General features: G+C 69.7%; 18 protein-coding genes. 12 read left to right on the top strand and 6 right to left on the bottom strand.

The genetic code is table 11. From position 1 onward, the window contains the following. Positions 1-262: 262 nt before the first annotated feature. From ACVNF4_RS11700 to ACVNF4_RS11655, 10 genes are all read left to right on the top strand, one after another. Positions 263-1,414, top strand: a complete 1,152-nt coding sequence (locus ACVNF4_RS11700; protein WP_461802680.1) for a Gfo/Idh/MocA family protein — start codon at positions 263-265, stop codon at positions 1,412-1,414. Continuing rightward, the gene (locus tag ACVNF4_RS11695; RefSeq protein ID WP_461802679.1) at positions 1,411-2,583 is read left to right on the top strand and encodes a dihydrodipicolinate synthase family protein; all 1,173 of its coding nucleotides are present in this window, start codon (positions 1,411-1,413) and stop codon (positions 2,581-2,583) included. The genes ACVNF4_RS11700 and ACVNF4_RS11695 overlap by 4 nt, the downstream gene beginning before the upstream one ends. Beyond that, positions 2,580-3,413, top strand: a complete 834-nt coding sequence (locus tag ACVNF4_RS11690) for a sugar phosphate isomerase/epimerase family protein (RefSeq protein WP_461802678.1) — start codon at positions 2,580-2,582, stop codon at positions 3,411-3,413. Before ACVNF4_RS11695 ends, ACVNF4_RS11690 begins: the two co-directional genes overlap by 4 nt. A 122-nt stretch (positions 3,414-3,535) precedes the next feature. Then, a complete protein-coding gene (locus tag ACVNF4_RS11685) occupies positions 3,536-4,006 on the top strand; it encodes a GNAT family N-acetyltransferase (protein ID WP_461802677.1) in 471 nt (156 codons plus the stop codon). A gap of 119 nt (positions 4,007-4,125) precedes the next feature. Next, a complete protein-coding gene (locus tag ACVNF4_RS11680; protein ID WP_461802676.1) occupies positions 4,126-5,142 on the top strand; it encodes a LacI family DNA-binding transcriptional regulator in 1,017 nt (338 codons plus the stop codon). After that, a complete protein-coding gene (locus ACVNF4_RS11675; RefSeq protein ID WP_461802675.1) occupies positions 5,139-6,659 on the top strand; it encodes a sugar ABC transporter ATP-binding protein in 1,521 nt (506 codons plus the stop codon). Before ACVNF4_RS11680 ends, ACVNF4_RS11675 begins: the two co-directional genes overlap by 4 nt. After that, positions 6,649-8,598, top strand: a complete 1,950-nt coding sequence (locus ACVNF4_RS11670) for an ABC transporter permease/substrate-binding protein (RefSeq protein ID WP_461802674.1) — start codon at positions 6,649-6,651, stop codon at positions 8,596-8,598. The genes ACVNF4_RS11675 and ACVNF4_RS11670 overlap by 11 nt, the downstream gene beginning before the upstream one ends. A gap of 99 nt (positions 8,599-8,697) precedes the next feature. Beyond that, the gene (locus ACVNF4_RS11665; RefSeq protein WP_461802673.1) at positions 8,698-9,603 is read left to right on the top strand and encodes a ribokinase; all 906 of its coding nucleotides are present in this window, start codon (positions 8,698-8,700) and stop codon (positions 9,601-9,603) included. Further along, a complete protein-coding gene (rbsD, locus tag ACVNF4_RS11660) occupies positions 9,600-9,989 on the top strand; it encodes a D-ribose pyranase (RefSeq protein ID WP_461802672.1) in 390 nt (129 codons plus the stop codon). Before ACVNF4_RS11665 ends, rbsD begins: the two co-directional genes overlap by 4 nt. A gap of 312 nt (positions 9,990-10,301) precedes the next feature. Further along, the gene (locus ACVNF4_RS11655) at positions 10,302-10,805 is read left to right on the top strand and encodes a hypothetical protein (protein WP_461802671.1); all 504 of its coding nucleotides are present in this window, start codon (positions 10,302-10,304) and stop codon (positions 10,803-10,805) included. Between the two features lie 161 nt (positions 10,806-10,966). Here the strand turns inward: ACVNF4_RS11655 and ACVNF4_RS11650 are convergent, their stop codons facing one another. The 3 genes from ACVNF4_RS11650 to recD2 all read right to left on the bottom strand — a co-directional run bounded on the left by ACVNF4_RS11650 (position 10,967) and on the right by recD2 (position 15,604). After that, complete coding sequence (locus ACVNF4_RS11650) at positions 10,967-11,665, bottom strand: helix-turn-helix transcriptional regulator (RefSeq protein ID WP_461802670.1); 699 nt, start codon at positions 11,663-11,665, stop codon at positions 10,967-10,969. Positions 11,666-11,845: 180 nt separating this feature from the next. Further along, entirely contained in the window at positions 11,846-13,135 is a 1,290-nt protein-coding gene (locus tag ACVNF4_RS11645; RefSeq protein WP_461802669.1) for a citrate synthase, read from the bottom strand. Between the two features lie 246 nt (positions 13,136-13,381). Continuing rightward, on the bottom strand, positions 13,382-15,604 hold the full coding sequence (gene recD2, locus ACVNF4_RS11640) for an SF1B family DNA helicase RecD2 (protein ID WP_461802668.1): 2,223 nt from the start codon (positions 15,602-15,604) through the stop codon (positions 13,382-13,384). Between the two features lie 543 nt (positions 15,605-16,147). Here recD2 and ACVNF4_RS11635 point away from each other — a divergent pair. Together ACVNF4_RS11635 and ACVNF4_RS11630 are read left to right on the top strand one after the other, a co-directional pair. Continuing rightward, positions 16,148-17,386, top strand: a complete 1,239-nt coding sequence (locus tag ACVNF4_RS11635; protein WP_461802667.1) for a mannosyltransferase family protein — start codon at positions 16,148-16,150, stop codon at positions 17,384-17,386. Positions 17,387-17,431: 45 nt separating this feature from the next. Beyond that, positions 17,432-17,899 carry an NUDIX hydrolase gene (locus tag ACVNF4_RS11630; protein WP_461802666.1) on the top strand — a complete coding sequence of 156 codons (468 nt, stop codon included), beginning with the start codon at positions 17,432-17,434 and terminating at the stop codon, positions 17,897-17,899. 704 nt (positions 17,900-18,603) lie between these two features. On the opposite strand, the gene ACVNF4_RS11625 is transcribed toward ACVNF4_RS11630, so the two are convergent. From ACVNF4_RS11625 to ACVNF4_RS11615, 3 genes are all read right to left on the bottom strand, one after another. After that, a complete protein-coding gene (locus ACVNF4_RS11625) occupies positions 18,604-20,871 on the bottom strand; it encodes a heavy metal translocating P-type ATPase (RefSeq protein ID WP_461802665.1) in 2,268 nt (755 codons plus the stop codon). A gap of 81 nt (positions 20,872-20,952) precedes the next feature. After that, the gene (locus ACVNF4_RS11620) at positions 20,953-21,183 is read right to left on the bottom strand and encodes a heavy-metal-associated domain-containing protein (RefSeq protein ID WP_461802664.1); all 231 of its coding nucleotides are present in this window, start codon (positions 21,181-21,183) and stop codon (positions 20,953-20,955) included. Between the two features lie 81 nt (positions 21,184-21,264). Continuing rightward, complete coding sequence (locus ACVNF4_RS11615; protein ID WP_461802663.1) at positions 21,265-22,215, bottom strand: PrsW family intramembrane metalloprotease; 951 nt, start codon at positions 22,213-22,215, stop codon at positions 21,265-21,267. Positions 22,216-22,334: the final 119 nt, after the last annotated feature.

The raw sequence follows: 22,334 nt of genomic DNA, 5'->3' as shown, positions 1-22,334 counted from the left end.
GTAGCACATCTCCTTGTACGACCCCAGTACTACGGGTGCCGTACCTCCCCGAACCTGCCCGATCCGACCCTACGGCCGAAGCCCCGCCGCGTTCGCCCCCTCGAACAACCCGTACATCTCGAACTGGACACGGTCTTGTCCGGACCACTGGTCAGAGGTTAGCTTGCGGGGAGTAATAGAAAGCGCTTGCTGTGACGCTCATCAGGTAGAGGCGTGCGTGCGGCGCCCACACACCGCGTACGACTTCTCCGAAGGGACCGACGTGACACGCAAAACGGTGCGTATCGCCATGAACGGCGTCACTGGACGGATGGGCTACCGCCAGCACCTCGTCCGCTCCATCCTCGCCATCCGCGAGCAGGGCGGCCTCGACCTGGGCGACGGCACCGTGCTGTGGCCCGAACCGATCCTCGTCGGCCGCCGCGAACACGTCCTGCGCGCCATGGCCGACGAGCACGGCCTGGAGCACATCTCGACGGACGTCGACGCGGTCCTCGCCGACCCGACCGTCGACATCTACTTCGACGCCCAGGTCACCTCCGCCCGCGAGGACGCGATCAAGAAAGCGATTGCTGCGGGCAAGCACATCTACACCGAGAAGCCGACCGCGACCGGCCTCGACGGCGCCCTGGAACTGGCCCGCCTCGCGACCGCCAAGGGCATCAAGCACGGCGTCGTCCAGGACAAGATCTTCCTCCCCGGCCTGCTCAAGCTGAAGCGCCTCATCGACGGCGGCTTCTTCGGCCGGATCCTCTCCATCCGAGGCGAGTTCGGCTACTGGGTCTTCGAGGGCGACTGGCAGCCCGCCCAGCGCCCATCGTGGAACTACCGCGCCGAGGACGGCGGCGGCATCGTCGTCGACATGTTCCCGCACTGGGAGTACGTCCTGCACGAGCTGTTCGGCCGCGTGAAGTCCGTCCAGGCCCTCGCCACCACCCACATCCCGCAGCGCTGGGACGAGAACGACAAGCCGTACGACGCGACGGCGGACGACGCCGCGTACGGCATCTTCGAGCTCGACGGTGGCGCGATCGCCCAGATCAACTCGTCCTGGGCCGTGCGCGTCAACCGCGACGAACTCGTCGAGTTCCAGGTGGACGGCACCGAGGGCTCCGCCGTCGCGGGCCTGCGCAACTGCCGTGCCCAGCACCGCAGTTCCACCCCGAAGCCGGTCTGGAATCCGGACATCCCCGCCACCGAGGTGTTCCGCGACCAGTGGCAGGAGATCCCGGACAACGGCGAGTTCGACAACGGCTTCAAGGCGCAGTGGGAGCTGTTCCTCAAGCACGTCTACGCCGACGCCCCCTACCACTGGGACCTCCTCGCCGGCGCTCGCGGCGTCCAACTCGCCGAGCTGGGGCTGAAGTCGTCCACCGAGGGCCGCCGCTTCGACGTCCCGGAGATCTCGCTGTGACCATCCAACTGCCCTCCCCGGACGGCGGGTTGCGCGCGTACGAACCCCGCGCCGAACCCCTCGCCGTCACCACCGGCGTCCCCTTCACCTCCCGGACGGTCTTCTCGGCGGCCCACGTCGTCGCGGACCCCTTCGCCGACGTGTCGCCCGACTCCCCGGCCGCCGTCGACTGGGACGCCACCCTCGCCTTCCGCCGCCACCTGTGGTCCCACGGCCTCGGAGTCGCCGAGGCGATGGACACCGCCCAGCGCGGCATGGGCCTCGACTGGGCCGGCGCGGCGGAGCTGATCCGTCGAAGTGCCGCCGAGGCCAAGGCCGTCGGCGGCAAGATCGCATGCGGCGTCGGCACCGACCAGCTCACCGGCGACCAGCTCTCCACGGACGGCGGATCCCTCGCGGCGATCCGAGCGGCCTACGAGGAGCAGCTCGCCCTCGTCGAGGAGTCCGGAGCCCAGGCCATCCTGATGGCCTCCCGCGCCCTCGCGGCAGCCGCCACCGGCCCCGAGGACTACCTGGAGGTGTACGGCCACCTCCTGCGCCAGGCCACCGAACCGGTCGTCCTGCACTGGCTGGGCCCCATGTTCGACCCCGCCCTTGAGGGCTACTGGGGCTCCTCCGACCTCGACGCGGCCACCGACACGTTCCTCGAAGTCATCGCCGCCCACCCCGACAAGGTCGACGGCATCAAGGTCTCCCTCCTCGACGCACAGCGCGAGGTCGACCTGCGCCGCCGCCTCCCGCAGGGCGTCCGCTGCTACACCGGCGACGACTTCAACTACCCCGAGCTGATCGCGGGCGACGAAAAGGGCTTCAGTCACGCGCTGTTGGGGATTTTTGACCCGCTCGGTCCGCTGGCGTCGGAGGCGGTGCGTGTCCTGGATACGGGCAACACCGCCGGTTTCCGTGCGTTGCTGGACCCCACGGTCGAGCTGTCCCGCCACCTCTTCCAAACCCCGACTCGCTTCTACAAGACGGGTGTTGTGTTCCTGGCCTGGCTCGCGGGCCACCAGTCGCACTTCACGATGGTCGGTGGCCTCCAGTCCGCCCGTTCCCTTCCGCACTTCGCCCGCGCCTATGAACTCGCCGACGGGCTGGGCCTGTTCCCGGACCCGAAGCTCGCCGAGGAGCGCATGAAGAGCCTGCTGGCGGTCTACGGGGTGACGCAGTGAGCGACCTCGCGCGGTTCTCCATCAACCAGATGACGGTCAAGCAGCTGTCCCTGCCCGAACTCGTCGCGGCCTGTGTCGAGTTGGGCATCCCCGGCATCGGCCTGTGGCGCGACCCGGTCCAGACGTACGGCCTCGACGCCACCGCGAAACTGGTCCGCGACGCCGGCCTGACCGTCACCACCCTCTGCCGAGGCGGCTTCTTCACGGCGATCGACCCGGCCGAGCGCGCGGCAGCCCTCGACGACAACCGCCGCGCCATCGACGAGGCGGCAACTCTCGGCACCGACACGCTCGTTCTGGTCTCCGGCGGCCTCCCGGCGGGCTCCAAGGACCTCCACGGTGCCCGCGAGCGCATCGCGGACGCCCTCGGCGAACTCGGCCCCTACGCCGAGCAGCACGGCGTCCGCCTCGCCATCGAGCCGCTCCACCCGATGTTCGCCTCGGACCGCTGCGTCGTCTCGACCCTCGCGCAGGCCCTGGACATCGCGGAACGCTTCCCGGCGCACCAAGTCGGCGTGACCGTCGACACGTACCACATCTGGTGGGACGACACCGCCCCCGCGCAGATCGCCCGCGCGGGCGCCGGAAACCGCATCCACACCTTCCAACTCGCCGACTGGATCACCCCGTTGCCCGAGGGCGTGCTCAACGGCCGAGGCCAGATCGGCGACGGCGCGATCGACACGCGCGAGTGGAAGCGGTACGTCGAGGAGGCCGGCTACACGGGCCCCATCGAGGTCGAGCTCTTCAACGACGACCTCTGGACCCGCGACGGCCGTGAACTCCTCGCGGAGACGGCTACGCGGTTCGTGGAGCACGCGATCCGCTGACCGACCCCGCACCTCAACGGCCGTCCCGCACCGGAGAGTTCCGGAACCGGGGCGGCCGTTCTCGCGCTCGCCCCCTCAAAAAGCAGGCAACGTCCCCGCACCGACTGAGTACCGTCCCCCTCATGACGCGCCTGGAACGCCTCCGCCTCGACCACGCCCCCGCCCTCCTCACCTTCGAGTCCGAGAACCGCGCCTACTTCGCCCGCACCATCCCCGACCGGGGCGACGACTACTTCCGCGAGTTCGACGACCGCCTCGCCGCCCTCCTCGCGGAGCAGGCGGACGGCGTCTGCCACTTCCACGTACTGCTGAGCGGCGAGGAAGTGATCGGACGGATCAACCTCGTGGACGTGGTGAACGGCATCGCCGAACTGGGATACCGGGTGGGGGAGCGGTGGGGTGGCCAGGGGCTCGCCACCCAGGGAGTAGCGGAGGTGTGCCGACTGGCCCGCGAGGACTACGGGCTCCACGCCCTCTACGCCGGTACAGCCCCCGAAAACCTCGCCTCCCGCACCGTCCTGGAGCGCAACGGCTTCGTGACCACCGGCGCCACAGAGCGCGGCGGCCTCCACTACACCCTCGCGCTCAAATGAGCGAGGTTCATCACAATCAGGTTTCGGCCACTGGCTGAAGACTTGCTTCTCGGGCATGTAATCGATTCCAATCGTGTTGCACGTCGATGTAATCGATTCCACGAGGAGGTGGGGCGGCCATGGCGAGCATCAAGGACGTCGCGGCCGAGGCGGGAGTCTCGGTCGCCACGGTGTCGCGTGTCCTGAACGAGCACCCCTCGGTCAGCGCGGACGCGCGAGCACGCGTACGGGCCGCCGTCGAGACGCTCGGGTATCGGCCCAACGCCGTCGCCCGATCGCTGCGGACGGACCAGACGCACACGCTCGGTCTGGTGATCAGCGACGTGCTCAACCCCTACTTCACCGAGCTGGCGCGATCCGTCGAGGAAGAGGCGCGGGCGCTCGGGTACAGCGTGATCATCGGGAACGCGGACGAACGCCCCGACCTCCAGGACCACCACGTACGCACCCTGCTCGACCGCCGGATCGACGGCCTGCTCGTCTCGCCCACCGACGGCGGCTCCCCGCTGATGCTGGAGGCCGCGCGCGGCGGGACGCCGATGGTGTTCGTGGACCGGTGGATCCCGGGTGTGGACGTCCCCGTCGTACGGTCGGACGGCCGCGCGGCGGTCCGGGATCTCGTCGCGCACCTGCACCGGCTGGGCCACCGGCGGCTCGCGATCATCGCGGGCCCGGCGGCCACCACGACCGGTCAGGAACGCGTCGAGGCGTTCCGAACGGCCTTGGAGGAGTGCGGACTTGAGCTGCCCGACCAGTACATAGGCCAGGGCGACTTCCAGGCCGAGAGCGGACGCCGGGTCACCGAGGGGTTCCTCGACCTCGACGAACCCCCGCAGGTCGTGTTCGCCGCCGACAACCTGATGGCGCTGGGCGCCCTGGACGCCGTCCGCGCGCGTGGCCTGCGGATTCCGGACGACATCGCACTCGCCGCGTTCGACGACATCCGCTGGTTCGTGCACACGGACCCGCCGGTCACCGCGATCGCGCAGCCCACCGGCGAGCTGGGGCGGGCCGCCGTCCGCGCGCTCGTGGACCGCATCGAGGGGCGGGCGCCGGAATCGGTGACCCTGCCCGCCCGTCTCGTCGTTCGCCGCTCGTGCGGCGAGAACCCCGTAACGAACAGGAGCCAGTCGTGAGCAACGCGGACGAGTTGCTGCGCATCGAGGGCATAAGGAAGACCTTCCCCGGGGTGGTCGCGCTGGACCGCGTCGACTTCGACCTGAAGCGGGGCGAGGTCCATGTGCTGCTCGGTGAGAACGGCGCGGGCAAGAGCACGCTCATCAAGATGCTCTCCGGCGCCTACACCCCCGACGAGGGACGGATTCTGGCCGGCGGCGAGGAGGTGCGCATCCATGGTGCGCAGGACTCCGAGCGGCTCGGGATCGCCACGATCTACCAGGAGTTCAACCTCGTTCCCGACCTGACGATCGCCGAGAACATCTTCCTGGGCCGCCAGCCGCGCAAGTACGGGATGATCGACCGCAAGACGATGGAGGCTGAGGCGGAAGTCCTCCTGGCTCGCGTCGGCGTCAACGTCTCCCCCCGCGCGCGGGTGCGTGAACTGGGCATCGCCCGGCTCCAGATGGTCGAGATCGCGAAGGCGCTGAGCCTGAACGCGCGCGTCCTGATCATGGACGAGCCGACGGCCGTGCTGACCTCCGAAGAGGTCGAGAAGCTGTTCGTCATCGTGCGGAAGCTGCGCGAGGACGGCGTCGGCATCGTCTTCATCACGCACCACCTGGAGGAGATCGCCGCCCTCGGGGACCGGGTCACGGTCATCCGGGACGGCAGGTCGGTCGGCCAGGTGCCCGCCTCCACACCGGAGGAGGAACTCGTCCGGCTGATGGTCGGCCGGTCCATCGAGCAGCAGTACCCGCGCGAGCGCGCCGAGACGGGGGCCGCGCTGCTCTCCGTCGAGGGGCTGACGCGGGACGGCGTCTTCCACGACGTCAGCTTCGAGGTGCGGGCCGGCGAGGTCGTCGGCATCGCGGGTCTGGTGGGGGCGGGTCGTACCGAAGTAGTACGGGCTGTCTTCGGGGCCGACCCGTACGACCACGGTACGGTCCGGGTCTCCGGGGCCTCCCTCAAGGGGCACGACGTCGGCGCCGCGATGGCTGCCGGTATCGGACTGGTACCTGAGGACCGCAAGGGCCAGGGGCTCGTCCTCGACCAGTCCGTCGAGGAGAACCTCGGGCTGGTCACGCTGAAGGCCGCCACCAAGGGCGGGATCGTCGACCTCAAGGGCCAGCGGGACGCGGCCGGGCGGATCGCCGAGCAGCTCGGGGTGCGGATGGCCGGGCTCGGGCAGCACGTGCGGACGCTGTCCGGCGGCAACCAGCAGAAGGTCGTCATCGGCAAGTGGCTCCTCGCCGACACGAAGGTGCTGATCCTCGACGAGCCGACGCGCGGCATCGACGTCGGCGCCAAGGTCGAGATCTACCAGCTGATCAACGAACTGACGGCTGCCGGGGCGGCCGTCCTCATGATCTCCAGCGATCTGCCCGAGGTGCTCGGGATGAGCGACCGGGTGCTGGTGATGGCGCAGGGCCGGATCGCGGGCGAGCTGTCCGCCGCCGACGCCACGCAGGACGCGGTCATGTCGCTGGCCGTGAGCAACCCCACTACCGAACTGGAGGCCCCCCGTGGCCGCTGAAACGCTCAAGAGCGGTACGGGCGCCGGTGGCGCCGCGGCGGTGCGCCGCCTGCTGCTCGACAACGGCGCGCTGACCGCGCTGATCGTCCTCGTCATCGCCATGTCGGCGCTGTCGGGTGACTTCCTGACCACCGACAACCTGCTGAACATCGGCGTCCAGGCGGCCGTGACGGCCATCCTCGCCTTCGGCGTGACCTTCGTGATCGTCTCGGCGGGCATCGACCTGTCGGTCGGTTCGGTCGCCGCGCTCTCCGCGACCGTGCTGGCGTGGAGCGCCACGTCGCACGGGGTACCGGTGTTCCTCGCGGTGCTGCTGGCGCTGGCGACCGGTATCGCCGCCGGTCTCATAAACGGCTTCCTGATCTCGTACGGCAAGCTGCCGCCGTTCATCGCGACGCTCGCGATGCTGTCGGTGGGCCGCGGCCTCGCGCTGGTCATCTCGGACGGGTCGCCGATCGCGTTCCCGGACTCGATCTCCCACCTGGGCGACACGCTCGGCGGCTGGCTGCCGGTGCCGGTGCTCGTGATGGTCGCCATGGGCCTCATCACCGCGTTCGTCCTCGGCCGTACGTACATCGGCCGTTCGATGTACGCCATCGGTGGTAACGAAGAAGCGGCACGCCTCTCCGGGCTCCGCGTACCGCGCCAGAAGCTCGCCATCTACGCGATGTCCGGCGTCTTCGCCGCCGTCGCCGGTGTCGTCCTCGCCTCCCGCCTCTCCTCCGCGCAGCCGCAGGCCGCCAGCGGGTACGAGCTGGACGCCATCGCCGCCGTCGTCATCGGTGGCGCCTCCCTCGCAGGGGGTACGGGTAAGGCCTCGGGGACGCTGATCGGCGCGCTGATCCTCGCGGTGCTGCGCAACGGGCTGAACCTGCTGAACGTCTCCGCGTTCTGGCAGCAGGTCGTCATCGGTGTCGTCATCGCGCTCGCGGTGCTGCTCGACACGGTCCGGCGCAAGGCCGGGGCCACGCCGACGGCGTTCGGGGCGCCCGGTGGGGGCAAGGGCAAGCAGGTCGCCACGTACGGGATCGCGGTGGTGGCGACGGTGGCGATCGTCGGTGCCACGTCCTTCCTGCACAGCGGGTCGTCCAAGTCGGACCACCCGAAGATCGGCCTCTCGCTCTCCACCCTCAACAACCCGTTCTTCGTCCAGATCCGCTCCGGCGCACAGGCCGAGGCGAACAAGCTGGGCATCGACCTGACCGTCACCGACGCGCAGAACGACGCCTCCCAGCAGGCCAACCAGCTCCAGAACTTCACCAGTTCGAACCTCGGCGCAATCATCGTCAACCCGGTGGACTCGGACGCCGCGGGCAACTCCGTGAAGGCTGCGGACAAGGCGAAGATCCCGGTCATCGCCGTCGACCGAGGGGTCAACAAGGCCGACGTGGACGCGCTGGTCGCCTCCGACAACGTCGCCGGCGGTGAGCAGGCGGCGAAGACGCTGGCCGAGAAGCTCGGCGGCACCGGGAAGATCGTCATCCTCCAGGGCCAGGCCGGCACGTCGGCGGCGCGCGAGCGTGCCGAGGGCTTCGCCAAGGGACTCAAGGCGTTCCCGGGTATCCAGGTCGTCGCCCAGCAGCCGGCCGACTTCGACCGGACCAAGGGACTCGACGTCATGTCGAACCTCCTCCAGGCCCACCCGGACGTCCAGGGCGTCATCGCCGCCAACGACGAGATGGCACTCGGCGCCGCCAAGGCCCTCGGCACCAAGGCCGGGAAGTCCGTCCAGGTCGTCGGCTTCGACGGAACTCCCGACGGGCTCAATGCAGTTGAGCAGGGCACGCTGTACGCGTCGATCGCCCAGCAGCCGTCGCAGCTCGGCAGGATCGCCGTGGACAACGCGCTCAAGGCGATCAAGGGCGAGAAGGTCGAGGAGACCATCAAGGTGCCGGTGAAGGTGGTCACCAAGGAGAACGTGGCCGGGTTCAGCGGCTGAAACGGTCCGAGGGGCGGTCCGGGACTCACGGGTCCCCGGGCCGCCCCCATGGGCGTTTCGCCCAACTCGCTTGATTGGCCCGCTTGATTGGGGAGTTACATGTACGACTACGACCTGCTGGTCGTCGGGTCGGCCAACGCCGATCTCGTGATCGGCGTCGAGCGCAGGCCCGGCGCCGGAGAGACGGTGCTCGGCTCCGACCTCGCCGTCCACCCCGGCGGCAAGGGCGCCAACCAGGCTGTCGCCGCCGCCCGGTTGGGGGCGCGGACGGCGCTCCTCGCACGGGTCGGGGACGACGCGAACGGGCGGCTGCTGCTGGAGTCGCAGCAGGGCGCCGGGGTCGACACGGCGGGCGTGCTGGTGGGCGGGGCGCCGACCGGCGTCGCGCTGATCACCGTCGACCCGTCGGGCGACAACAGCATCGTGGTGTCGCCCGGCGCGAACGGGCGACTCACACCGCAGGACGTCCGGGCCGCGGGGCCGCTGCTGCACGCATCGCGGGTGGTGTCGGCGCAGTTGGAGATCCCGCTGGAGTCGGTCGTGGAGGTGGTACGGCAACTGCCGTCCGGCACACGGTTCGTGCTGAACCCCTCGCCGCCGCGCGAGCTGCCCGCCGAGGTGCTCGCCGCGTGCGATCCGCTGATCGTCAACGAGCACGAGGCTCAGGTGATCCTGGGCGGCGGGGAGATCGGGGACGATCCCGCCGACTGGGCGCGGGAGTTGCTCGCGAGCGGGCCCAAGTCGGTTGTCGTGACGCTGGGTTCGGAGGGGGCATTGGTCGCGTCCGCCGACGGTGACGTCGTCCGGGTGCCGTCCGTGAAGGTCGACGCCGTCGACACGACCGGCGCCGGGGACTCGTTCACGGCCGCGCTGGCCTGGAAGTTGGGGGCGGGTTCCGCCCTGGCGGAGGCCGCCGCCTATGCCGCCCGGGTCGGGGCGGTCGCGGTGACGCGGAGGGGTGCGCAGGAGTCGTTCCCGACGGCCGAGGAGGTCGAGGCCCTGTGAAGAAGGGTGGGATTCTGAACCGTCATCTCGCCGGTGCCATCGCGGAGTTGGGCCACGGCGACGGGGTGCTCGTGTGTGACGCGGGGATGCCGATTCCGGACGGGCCCCGGGTGGTGGACCTGGCGTTCCGGGCGGGGGTGCCGTCGTTCGAGGACGTACTCGCCGGGCTGCTCGACGAGTTGGTGGTCGAGGGGGCCGTCGCGGCGGAGGAGGTGCGGGAGGCGAACCCCGCTGCCGCCGGGCTGCTGGCGGGGAGCTTCGGTGAACTCGCCTACGTGTCGCACGAGAAGCTGAAGGAACTGTCCGCCGGGGCGCGGTTGGTGGTGCGGACGGGGGAGGCCCGGCCGTACGCGAACGTGCTGCTGCGGTGCGGGGTTTTCTTCTGAGCGGCGGATGAGCCGTAGACGAACCGCAGTTGAGCCGAAGATGCTTCGAGGGGCCCCGTCCGTCGACCGGGCCCCTCGGCGTTTCCCCCTCCGTGCCGGAACCCTCATGATCCCCCCAGATCCCCCTCCAAGGTTCCCGACACACAGTACGACCGGCCGAGGCGGGGAAGGGTTGTACGGCTTCTTGAAGATTTTTTGAGTCCCCTTCCCACCCCCTCCCTACTCGGGAGTTGAGGTCATTTGCCTCTATCACCTCTGTTTCCGTGCGGAAATCCTGATCAGGACACATCCACCGAAACGAGAGGAGCCACTGTGCTCACGTCGATTCGCCCGAACGGGCGTCGTCTCCTGAACAAGTCCCTGGGTCTGCTGGCCGTTGGCGGACTGGGCCTCGGCATGGTCGCCATGACCGGCGGTACCGCCTACGCCGCGCTGGCCGACCGGGACGGCGGCAACGTCCCGCTCTTCGTCCAGGGCGGGGCGGTCAGCATTCCCAACAACGCCAACAGCCTTCAGGTGAGCATCCCAGGCACGGGCGCGTTCTGCGCCGGCCGCCCGGCGGACCGCAACGCCAACATCAACACGGGTATCCAGGTGGGCGAGGGCACCACGTTCACGATCGACGTGTTCAGCGACGGCTCCTGCCGGGGAAGCAAGGTCGGCCCCGGCATCGGCTACACGGCCTCGTACAACGGTCCCAAGCCGAGCAGCGGGAACTTCTCGCGCGTGCAGGTCCGTGTCTCGAACTCGGCCATGTTCGTCTGCACCGACGCCGGCTGGGCCGACGGCAGCGGCGCCGCTTGCCGACAGGCCTGACCGGCTTCCGCCCGGCCCGCCGCCGGGCGTCCTGAACGTCAACTGACGTACGCGACAGAAGGGTTGGCCCCGGAAATCCGGGCCCAACCCTTCGCGCGCACCACGACAGAACACGCGACGACAGAACACGCCGCGACGGAACGAACAGTCACGGCATCACCTCAGCCGCGCCGTCCGGACACCCCCGTCAGCGTCCGCGCCTCGCCGTACGTCCCGCCGCCCAGATGCCCGAGCCAGCGAAGAATGGCCTCGGACCGGCACCGCACGTCAAGCTTCCCGTATATGCGGCTCAGATAGTTCCGCACCGTCTTCTCCGTCAGGAACATGTCCTGGGCGATGTCCCGGACGCCCTGCCCCGCGGCGAGCAGTTCCATGACCTGCCGCTCCCGCGCGGAGAGCTTGCGAAACCCGTGCCGCTTCCCGCCCTCCTGGGCCCGCACCCAGCTGACGACCTTCCCGGGTTCAGCGGTGATCGCCGGATCGAGGCAGCTTCCCCCGCGCGCCGTCCACAGCAGCATCCACGGGAGGCACTGTGAGACGTGACCGCTCTCCAGCAGGTAGCTGTTGGCGCCGTGATCCAGGGCCTGCCCCACGTCCTGCCAGTCGAGCCGGCGTGCCAGCACCGCGACGGGCGGCAGACCACTCTCCAACTCGGCCGAGAACAGCTCCAGTTCCCGCACCGCGTCAGGGCCGTAGAACAGCACGACGTCGTCGCTCGCGCGAATCTCGTGCGGCTCTTCGACCAGCCGGCTCTCGACGTTGGCCAGGGCGGACGGCCGACCGCCGTGACGGCTCACCAGAGCCACGGTCAGCGACTCGGTGCAGAGCGGATCCGGGGGGACGGCGAGGTCGTGCAGCACTGCATCTCCATGCGCGGTGCGTGGTCAGTGGGGGGATCGCACCGGTTTTCGAAGGTACCCAACGCACGTAAGCGTTTGGCATGATGCCGCACCCCCATGAGCCTCCCCGCGCCACCAAAGGCCAAGGGCCCTCCCGTCCACAGACGAAAGAGCCCTGAACCCACACGCTCAAGCGAGCGACTAACGCGCCTCGACCGGAACGAAGTCCCGCTCCACCACGCCCGTGTAGATCTGGCGCGGACGCCCGATGCGCGAACCGGGCTCCTTGATCATCTCGTGCCACTGGGCGATCCACCCGGGAAGGCGGCCCAGCGCGAACAGCACCGTGAACATCTCCGTCGGGAAGCCCATGGCCCGGTAGATCAGCCCGGTGTAGAAGTCGACGTTGGGGTACAGGCTGCGCGACACGAAGTAGTCGTCGGACAGCGCGTGCTCCTCCAGCTTCAGCGCGATGTCCAGCAGCTCGTCGGACTTGCCGAGAGCCGAGAGGACGTCGTGCGCGGCGGCCTTGATGATCTTCGCGCGGGGGTCGAAGTTCTTGTAGACCCGGTGCCCGAAGCCCATCAGCCGGACGCCGTCCTCCTTGTTCTTCACCTTGCGGATGAAGGAGTCGACGTCACCACCGCTGGCCTGGATGCCCTCCAGCATCTCCAGCACGGACTGGTTGGCACCGCCGTGCAGCGGACCCCACAGCGCGTTGATGCCGGCGGAGATGGAGGCGAACATGTTCGCCTGCGAGGAGCCCACCAGGCGGACCGTCGACGTCGAGCAGTTCTGCTCGTGGTCGGCGTGCAGGATGAGCAGCTTGTCGAGCGCCGCGACGACGACGGGGTCGAGGTCGTAGTCCTGCGCGGGGACGGAGAACGTCATCCGCAGGAAGTTCTCGACGTACCCGAGGTCGTTGCGCGGGTAGACGAACGGGTGCCCGACGGACTTCTTGTACGCGTACGCGGCGATCGTCGGAAGCTTGGCGAGCAGCCTGATCGTCGAGAGGTTGCGCTGCTTCTCGTCGAACGGGTTGTGGCTGTCCTGGTAGAACGTCGACAGCGCGGAGACGACCGACGACAGCATCGCCATCGGGTGGGCGTCGCGCGGGAACCCCCGGTAGAAGTTCTTGACGTCCTCGTGCAGCAGGGTGTGCTGCGTGATCTCGCTCTTGAAGGTGGCGAGTTCGTCGACGGTCGGCAGCTCCCCGTTGATCAGCAGGTAGGCGACCTCCAGGAACGTGGAGCGCTCGGCCAGCTGCTCGATCGGGTAACCCCGGTAGCGGAGGATGCCCGCCTCGCCGTCGAGGTAGGTGATCGCGGATTTATAGGCGGCGGTGTTGCCGTAGCCGCTGTCGAGCGTTACGAGACCGGTCTGGGCGCGGAGCTTCCCGATGTCGAAGCCCTTGTCACCGACGGTGCTGTCGATCACCGGGTAGGTGTACTCGCCGTCGCCGTACCGCAGTACTACTGAGTTGTCGCTCACGTCTTCCCTCACCGACGTTGTGCCTCATCTTCGAGGTTGCCCTGACTGTCTCTACCATCCCCCATTCGGCGCAGGAGAGTGCACTCGGGGTCGGCCATCGGGCGTGTCGGCGGCACTCAGTGCCGCCAACTTCACCATCCTGCCGCCTTTGTTCCGCTTCCGGAAGTGCTCTGTGACCTTCGTGACTCATTTGATCGATCATTTTTTCCCACGACTTCACAGGCCCGGCTTCGCAGGCTCACGTCCTCACCCCTGGGCCAGCCGAAAGTCCAGCGCCGTGCACCTGCGCCCCGCCGACACCGTCCGCACCGCCTGCCCGATCGCCTTGCGTGACCCCACGAGCACCACCAGCCGCTTCGCGCGCGTGACGGCCGTATACAGCAGGTTCCGCTGAAGCATCATCCATGCTCCCGTCGTGACGGGGATCACCACAGCGGGATATTCACTGCCCTGGGAGCGGTGAATGGTGACGGCGTACGCGTGCGCCAGCTCGTCCAGCTCGTCGAAGTCGTAGCTCACCTCCTCGTCCTCGTCCGTCAGCACGGTGAGGCACTGCTCCACCGGGTCGAGTGAGGTGATGACGCCGACGGTGCCGTTGAAGACGCCGTTGGCCCCCTTGTCGTAGTTGTTGCGGATCTGCGTGACCTTGTCGCCGACCCGGAAGACCCGCCCGCCGAACCGCCGCTCGGGGACGTCGGGCCGGCCCGGCGTGATGACCTGCTGAAGCAGCCCGTTGAGGTTCCCGGCACCGGCGGGCCCCCGGTGCATCGGCGCCAGGACCTGGACGTCCCGGCGCGGATCCAGCCCGAACTTCGCCGGTATCCGCCGCGCGGCGACGTCCACCGCGAGCTTGCCCGCCTCCTCCGTGTCGTCCTCCACGAACAGGAAGAAGTCGGCCATTCCGTCCGTCACCGGATGCTGCCCGGCGTTGATCCGGTGCGCGTTGGTCACCACGCCCGACTGCTGGGCCTGCCGGAACACCTGCGTCAGCCGGACGGCCGGCACCGGCCCGCCCTCGGCGAGCAGATCCCGCAGCACCTCACCCGCGCCGACGCTCGGCAACTGGTCGACATCCCCCACGAACAGCAGATGCGCCCCCGGCGCGACGGCCTTCACCAGCTTGTTGGCGAGCAGCAGGTCCAGCATCGACGCCTCGTCGACGACGACGAGATCCGCGTCCAGCGGCCTCTCCCGGTCGTACGCCGCGTCCCCGCCGGGCTTCAGCTCCAGCAACCGGTGGACGGTGGACGCCTCGGCCCCCGTCAGCTCCGCGAGCCGCTTCGCCGCGCGCCCGGTCGGCGCGGCCAGCACCACCTTGGCCTTCTTCGCGCGCGCCAGCTCCACGATCGACCGCACGGTGAACGACTTCCCGCACCCCGGCCCGCCCGTCAGCACCGCGACCTTCTCGCTCAGCGCGAGCCGCACGGCCGCCTCCTGCTCCGGCGCGAGCGCCACCCCCGTACGCCCCTTGAGCCAGCCGAGCGCCTTCTCCCAGACGACGTCCCGGAACCCCGGCATCCGGTCCTCGTCGGTGCGCAGCAGCCGCAGCAACTGCCCGGAGAGCGACAGCTCCGCGCGGTGGAACGGCACCAGATAGACGGCCGTCACCGGCTCGCCGTCGGGTCCGGGGACCTTCTCGCGGACGACGCCGGGGTCCTCGCCGTCCTCCGGGGGCGCCGCGAGTTCCGCCAGGCACTCGATGACGAGCCCGGTGTCCACCTGGAGGAGCTTCACCGCGTCGGCGATGAGGCGCTCCTCGGGGAGGTAGCAGTTGCCCTGGTCGGCGGACTGGGACAGCGCGTACTGGAGGCCCGCCTTCACGCGCTCCGGACTGTCGTGCGGGATGCCGACGGACTGGGCGATCTTGTCGGCGGTGAGGAACCCGATGCCCCAGACGTCGGCGGCGAGGCGGTAGGGCTGGTTCTTGACGACCGAGATCGAGGCGTCGCCGTACTTCTTGTAGATCCGCACCGCGATCGACGTCGACACCTCGACGGTCTGGAGGAAGAGCATGACCTCCTTGATCGCCTTCTGCTCCTCCCAGGCGTCGAAGATCTTCTTCGTCCGCTTCGGACCGAGCCCCGGGACCTCGATCAGCCGCTTCGGCTCCTCCTCGATGATCCGCAGGGTGTCCATGCCGAAGTGCTGGGTGATGCGGTCGGCGAAGACCGGGCCGATGCCCTTGACCAGACCGGAGCCGAGATAGCGCCGGATGCCCTGGACGGTCGCCGGGAGGACGGTCGTGTAGTTCTCGACGGTGAACTGCTTGCCGTACTGCGGATGCGAGCCCCAGCGGCCCTCCATCCGCAGCGACTCCCCGACCTGCGCGCCGAGGAGCGCCCCGACGACCGTGAGGAGGTCGCCGGCGCCTCGGCCGGTGTCTACCCGTGCGATGGTGTAGCCGTTGTCCTCGTTCGCGTACGTGATGCGTTCGAGTACGCCTTCGAGGGTCGTCGCCTGACTGGACATGATCCGACGGTACCGGCGGGGTCTGACAACGGGGTGTGAACGCGTGATTCCGGGCGGTCGGGAAAAGCGACCGATCAGTATCCGAACGGCGCTCACCTTTCACCGTCGATTCACAATCGAGATCGAAGCTTTACATTTCAAGTAAGCTGCCGGTCTATTTGCGCTATCTGCCGCGTGAGAGGATCGAACAGGTAATCGTGAGGCCGCGAGGCGAATTCCGCGCTGCCATGCGATATCCGGCTCCTGGGGACCCCCCACCGATCCACGCCCGGAGACGCCGTCATGCTGTCGCACCCGTACAGGGCCACTCTTCTCGGCTCGTGCGCCGCCGCCACGCTGTTACTCGTCGCGGTCGCGCTGGTGTTTTCGATGAGTCACCCGACCGTGACCCATCGCTATTACCCGCCGAATGCGAGCCCGCTCGGATTTCCTCCCGGACATCGCCTGCCGCTCCCGGAATCCCGCCCGTATCCGAGTCCGGGCCCCGGCTGAGGAAGCCGATTTCACCACCGGCCTTCGCACCACCGCTTTCCCGAAGAAAGAATGGCGAGTTCCTCCATGCCGTCCGCCCCCCTGCCCCTGCCGGCCCGCGGCCCCCTGCCGCCCGAGGTGCGCGTCCCGGCCCCGCCCCCGGACCCGTGGAACACCCGCCGGCGCTGGACCCCCCTGCGCCGGGCCGCCCGCGTGGCCCGCTTCCCGCTCGCGGTGTACGGCGTCGCGCTGGTCTCGCACCTCGTCCTGCTGGCCCTCATGAACCCGCCGGGCGACCAGGGTGTGCGCGAGCGGCTGAGCTCCTGGGACGGGCAGTGGTTCCTGGAGATAGCCCGCAGCGGCTACCCGCACGACTTCGCGATCGGCCCGGACGGCCTCAAGGGCGGCACCCTGGCCTTCTTCCCGACGTACCCCCTCCTGGTCCGCGCGGTCCACACGCTGACCTTCCTGGACTACGACACCGCCGGACTCATAGCCGCGCACCTTGCGCTCATAGCCGCGCTCGTCTGCCTGCACCGCCTCCTGCTGGACCTCTACGACCGCCGCACCGCGTCCATCGCGACGTTCCTCGTCGCCTGCGCCCAGCCCATGGCGCTCGTCTTCCTGATGACCTACAGCGAGTCGCTGTTCCTCGCGTTCGCGGCGGGCGGCCTCCTCGCGATCCGCCGCAAGGCGTGGCTGACGGCCGGCGCCCTGATCCTCCTGGCGGGCCTCACCCGCCCGGTCGCGGTCGCCCTGATGGCCGCTCTGGCCGTCGCGGTGGCCCTCCACCTCCGCCGCGAGGGCCGCGTCACCTGGCGCCCTCTGGCCGCCCTCCTGCTGTCCTACTGCGGCGTCCCCGGCTACCTCCTGTGGGTCGCCCTGCGCACCGGCGTGCCCGACGCCTGGTTCAAGATCCAGGAGGCCGGCTGGGGCACCCGCTGGGACAACGGCGTCTCCTTCTTCGGCTTCCTCGGCGACACCTTCACCAAGTCCGACGGCTGGATCCCCGTCAGCACGGCCCTGCTCCTGACGGCGCTGGCCGCCGCCACGGCAGCGGCCTGGCGCGACCGCGTCTGGCCCCCGCTCGCCGTCTACGGCACGGTCGTCCTCCTGCTGACCCTGGGGCAGAGCAACTACTACCACTCGAAGCTGCGCCTCCTGATCCCCGCGCTCGTCTTCGTGATCCCCGTCGCACGCGCACTCGCGCGCGTGCGCACGGCGACGGCGATCGTCGCCCTGGCCGTCGCCGCGCTCTTCGGCTCCTGGTACGGCGCGTACATGCTCACGGTGTGGCACTACGCGATCTGAGAAACGCAGCCCCCGCGCGTGGGCGGTGCGGGGACAATGCCGGGCATGAGTTTCCGGCTGGCCGCGTACGCGGTGTGCATAGAGGACGGCCGACTTCTGCTCGCCCGGTGCGTACCGCAGCGGGGCGAGCCCGTCTGGACGCTGCCGGGCGGCGGGGTCGAGCACGGGGAGGACCCGTACGACGCGGTGGTCCGGGAGGTCGCCGAGGAGACGGGCTGCGACGGGGTCGTCGAGCGCCTGCTGGGCGTCGATTCGCGGGTGATCCCCGCAGCGCAGGCGCGCGCGGGTGTGCCGCATCAGAACGTCGGCGTCTTCTACGCGGTGCGCATCACCGGCGGCGAGCTGCGGCCCGAGCCCGGGGGAGAGGTCGCGGAGTCGGTCTGGACGCCGTTCCCCGAGGTCGTCCGCCTGCGCCGGTCGTCCCTCGTGGACGTCGGACTCGCCCTGGCGCGCACGCGCCCGGCGTCCGGTCATGTCCCCGGTGTTCCGGTCGGCGGGCTGGTCCAGCACTGACGGCAGGCACTGGCGGCGGAAAAGACTTTCCGCTTTTTCCGTGCGCGGGATGAATGGAAAAGCTTTTCCGCGCGCGGGAGTCGAAGAAATCGCCGCACACGCGCGGGAGGCACGAAAACACCCCCGGACAGCAGAAGGCGCCCTGGCGCCGGTCCCCCCACGGGCCGACGTCCAGGGCGCCTTCCCATGTCCCGGTGCGGATTCCCCCCACGGGATCCGGCCGGGCGTTTCGGAGGACAGCGCCTGAATCGCTGTGCTGTGTACTGCGTATGCGGTTGTGCGTGAGCGGAACGAGCAAAAGTCGCCGTGCCGTCAGGTTCTGCGATCTGCCGGGACGCGCACGCGGGGATGGCCGCTCAAAGCTTCCCGTTGTACGTGTCCCGGCAACGCATCTCCGGAGAGGTCCCCCAAGACATCCCCGGATGCCAGTCGGCGCCCCCCAAGACGCTTCCTGACACCGTCAACTTAGACCTTCGAGCCCCTTCGATGGTTACGTTCACATCACTGTGATCTGTGTCTCTCGCGCGTGTCCCGTTTGGTGCGCAAGTGACCGGATACGGCGACCGGGGCTCTCGCGTGGTGAAGATGCGCGAGCCTTGTGAAGAGCTTATGTGAGGTGCTGCCCGGACTCCAGGGGGATTGTCATATCCGGTGGTATCAAATTGAACCAACTCCCTGTAACCAATGGTAACTCGCGTCGATTCTCAGCGGAACGTACGCAGTCGGAGGCTGTTCGTGACGACGAACACCGAGGAGAAGGCCATCGCCGCCCCCGCGATCATCGGATTGAGCAGACCGGCGGCGGCCAGCGGCAGCGCGGCGACGTTGTAGCCGAACGCCCACACGAGGTTGCCCTTGATGGTCGAGAGCGTCTTGCGGGAGAGCCGGATCGCGTCGGCGGCCGCCCAGAGGTCGCCCCGGACGAGCGTGAGGTCGCCCGCCTCGATCGCCGCGTCCGTCCCGGTCCCCATCGCGAGCCCCAGATCGGCCTGCGCGAGCGCGGCGGCGTCGTTGACCCCGTCCCCGACCATCGCGACGACCCGCCCCTCGCCCTGCAAGCGCCGCACGGCGGCCACCTTGTCCTCCGGCAGGACCTCCGCGATCACCTCGTCGATCCCCACCTCGGCCGCGACGGCTTCGGCGACGACCCGGTTGTCCCCGGTCAGCAGCACCGGCGTGAGCCCGAGCGCCCGCAGCTCCCGCACAGCCTGCGCGCTGGTCTCCTTCACCGCGTCCGCGACCGCGAGCACCCCCCGCGCGCGCCCGTCCCACCCGACGACGACGGCGGTCCGCCCCTCCCGCTCGGCCGCCTCCCGCACCCGGGCGACGTCCTCGGGAACCGTCTCGAAGAGCCGGCCCACAGCCACCTCCAGGCCGCCCACACGGCCGCGTACGCCCCTCCCGGGCACGTTCTCGAACCCTGAGGCCTCCGGCAGCTCCCCGACCCGCTCAGCGGCCCCTGCGGCGATCGCCCTCGCGACGGGGTGCTCGGACGCGTGCTCCAGCGCCCCCGCGAGCCGCAGCACCTCCTCCTCACCGGTCCCCTCGACCGCGTACACCTCCCGCAGCGTCATCCGCCCCGTCGTCACCGTCCCCGTCTTGTCGAGGACGACGGTGTCGACCCGCCGCGTCGACTCCAGCACCTCGGGACCCTTGATCAGGATCCCGAGCTGAGCCCCCCGGCCGGTCCCCACCAGCAGCGCGGTCGGCGTCGCCAGCCCCAGCGCGCACGGGCACGCGATGATCAGCACGGCGACGGCGGCGGTGAACGCGGCCACCGTGTCACCGGTCGCCCCGAGCCACCCCCCGAAGGTCGCGGCGGCGATCAGCAGCACCGCCGGCACGAACACCCCGGCGATCCGGTCGGCCAGCCGCTGCACCCGCGCCTTCCCGCTCTGCGCGTCCTCCACGAGCCGCGCCATCCGCGCGAGTTGCGTATCGGCGCCCACGCGCGTGGCCTCGACGACGAGTCGCCCCCCGGCGTTGACGGTCGCCCCGGCGACGGTGTCCCCGGGCCCCACGTCGACCGGCACGGACTCCCCGGTCAGCATCGACGCGTCCACGGCGGACGACCCCTCGACGACGACTCCGTCCGTCGCGACCTTCTCCCCGGGCCGCACGACGAACCGGTCACCGGCCTTCAGCTCACCGATCGGGACCCGTATCTCGCGCCCGTCCCGCAGGACGGCCACGTCCTTGGCGCCCAGCTCCATCAGCGCCCGCAGCGCCGCCCCGGAACGCCGCTTCGCGCGCGCCTCCAGGTACCGGCCGAGCAGCAGGAACGTGGTCGCTCCGGCGGCCACTTCGAGGTACAGCGCGGACGACGCGTCCGCGCGCGAGGCGGTGAGCTCGAAGCCGTGCCGCATCCCGGGCATCCCGGCGTCGCCGAAGAACAGCGCCCACAGGGACCAGCCGAACGCGGCGGCCGTCCCCGCGGACACCAGCGTGTCCATCGTCGAGGAGCCGTGCCGCAGGTTCGTCCAGGCGGCCCTGTGGAAGGGCCAGCCGCCCCAGACGACGACGGGCGCGGCGAGCGTCAGTGTCAGCCACTGCCAGTTGTCGAACTGGAGGGACGGGATCATTGACAGGAGGATCACGGGAACCGCGAGGGCGAGGGACACCAGCAGGCGGTGCCGGAGAACGCTCAGTTCCGGATCGGTGCCCTTTCTGTCGTTTCCGTCGCCCCCAGGAGCGCCGTCCTGGGCCTCGTTGTCCGAAACGGGCTCCACGCGCGCGGGTTCCTCGGCCGTGTACCCGGTTTTGACGACCGTCGCGATCAGATCGGTGACGGCTACCCCCGGGGGGTAACTCACCCGGGCTTTCTCGGTCGCGTAGTTGACGGTCGCCTCGACGCCGTCCATCCGGTTGAGCTTCTTCTCGATGCGGACGGCGCAGGTGGCGCAGGTCATGCCGCCGATGATCAGCTCGACCTCGGCTGTCTCCGGGGCCGTCGGCGCGTGCGTGCTGGACATCTCCGTACTCCAGAAATGCGCGACGGGCCGTACCTGACCGGTCGGTCGTACGGCCCGTCGGGGGGATGGGGGAACGGGGTCTCAGACCCGGCCGACCAGCTCGAAGCCGGCCTCGTCGACCGCCGCGCGGACGGCCTCCTCGTCCAGCTCGGCGGCCGAGACGACCGTCACCTCGCCGCTGGAGGCGACGGCCTTGACCGAGCTGACGCCGTCGAGCTGCGAGATCTCGCCGGAGACGGAGCCCTCGCAGTGGCCGCAGCTCATGCCGCTGACCTTGTAGACGGCGGTGACGGTGTCGGTGGAGGCGGTCATGTCGTTACTCCTCGGGAAGGCATGGGGGAGCAGGGGCCGAGAGGGGTCCACGGTGCTCCTTCTGTCCCCGACTCTATACCCCTAGGGGGTATTTCTCCAAGAGGGGTCCCGGCGGGCCAGCGACCGCGCCCACACCACCCCGAACAGGGCGACGCAGGCCATCCCGCCGAGCGAGAACAGCGTGAACAGGTGGGCCTGCCGCCGGGTAGCCTCCGCCAGGTACCCCACCTCGAACAGGCCACGCTCCAGGTTCACGCTCGTCAGCCGCGTCACCAGCCACACCGCGATCCCGTGCGTCGAGTCCCACACCGCATGCAGCAGCGACACGCCGAGAAACGTCCCGACGACCGGCCCGGTGATCCGGAACCGCCCGCTCGGCATCCGGTACGACAGCAGCACGCCGCCCGCGACAGCCGTCCACAGTCCGTGCCCGAACGGCGCGAGCAGCCCTCTGAGCACCTCCGTCTCCACCAGCGCCCGCAGATCGATCCCCTCGGCCGACATGGCGGCGTCGAACGCGTACCCGGCGCTCTCCAGCGCCGCGAACCCGAACCCCACGCTCGCCCCCAGCACCAGCCCCGCCCGCATCCCCCTGAGCCGCACCTGCCGCCGCACCACCAGCATCAGCGCCCCGACCTTCACGGCCTCCTCGATCACCCCGACTCCGACGAACATCCAAGCGGAGGGGCGCAGCAGATACGTCTCCATGACCGACGCCCCCAGCACCCCGAGCGTCCCCCCGGTCAGAAAACACCCCAGCAGCACACTCACCCCCAGATCCCGCCCGTGCCGCTCGTACGCCCACAGCACGAACGTCACCGGCACCAGGAAACTCCCCAGCAGGATCAGCGTCGGCAGCAACGTCGTACTGCCGGTCGCATACGTCACCACCGCCGTCGCCGCCCACAGCCCGAGTCCACCCCCCAGTGCACGCCTCCACAGCCCCGCCCGGATCCGCGGATACCCCGGCGGCGGCTGCTGCGGACCAGGAATGCGCGCCCGAGGCGCACCGGGCGGCGGCGAATACGTCACAGTGGCCCCTAGACGAGTCTTTCCGAATGCCTGCGGGTACGAAGAGAGGGTGTTCATGATCGTTTGTGACGACGAACTTGAACACCCTCGTGACCGCACTGTACGTGAAGATCGACGAC

It is taken from the genome of Streptomyces sp. S6, assembly GCF_054880855.1.
The sequence above is the reverse complement of the archived record's forward strand: the minus strand, read 5'-3'. Positions and strand labels throughout refer to the sequence as shown.

Bases quoted from the DNA above. Each gene is read 5' to 3' on its own strand.
- ACVNF4_RS11630 (WP_461802666.1), top strand. From the start codon at position 17,432: ATGAGTTTCCGGCTGGCCGCGTACGCGGTGTGCATAGAGGACGGCCGA.
- ACVNF4_RS11665 (WP_461802673.1), top strand. From the start codon at position 8,698: ATGTACGACTACGACCTGCTGGTCGTCGGGTCGGCCAACGCCGATCTC.
- ACVNF4_RS11680 (WP_461802676.1), top strand. From the start codon at position 4,126: ATGGCGAGCATCAAGGACGTCGCGGCCGAGGCGGGAGTCTCGGTCGCC.
- ACVNF4_RS11635 (WP_461802667.1), top strand. From the start codon at position 16,148: ATGGCGAGTTCCTCCATGCCGTCCGCCCCCCTGCCCCTGCCGGCCCGC.
- ACVNF4_RS11620 (WP_461802664.1), bottom strand. From the start codon at position 21,183: ATGACCGCCTCCACCGACACCGTCACCGCCGTCTACAAGGTCAGCGGC.
- recD2 (WP_461802668.1), bottom strand. From the start codon at position 15,604: ATGTCCAGTCAGGCGACGACCCTCGAAGGCGTACTCGAACGCATCACG.
- ACVNF4_RS11685 (WP_461802677.1), top strand. From the start codon at position 3,536: ATGACGCGCCTGGAACGCCTCCGCCTCGACCACGCCCCCGCCCTCCTC.
- ACVNF4_RS11625 (WP_461802665.1), bottom strand. From the start codon at position 20,871: ATGTCCAGCACGCACGCGCCGACGGCCCCGGAGACAGCCGAGGTCGAG.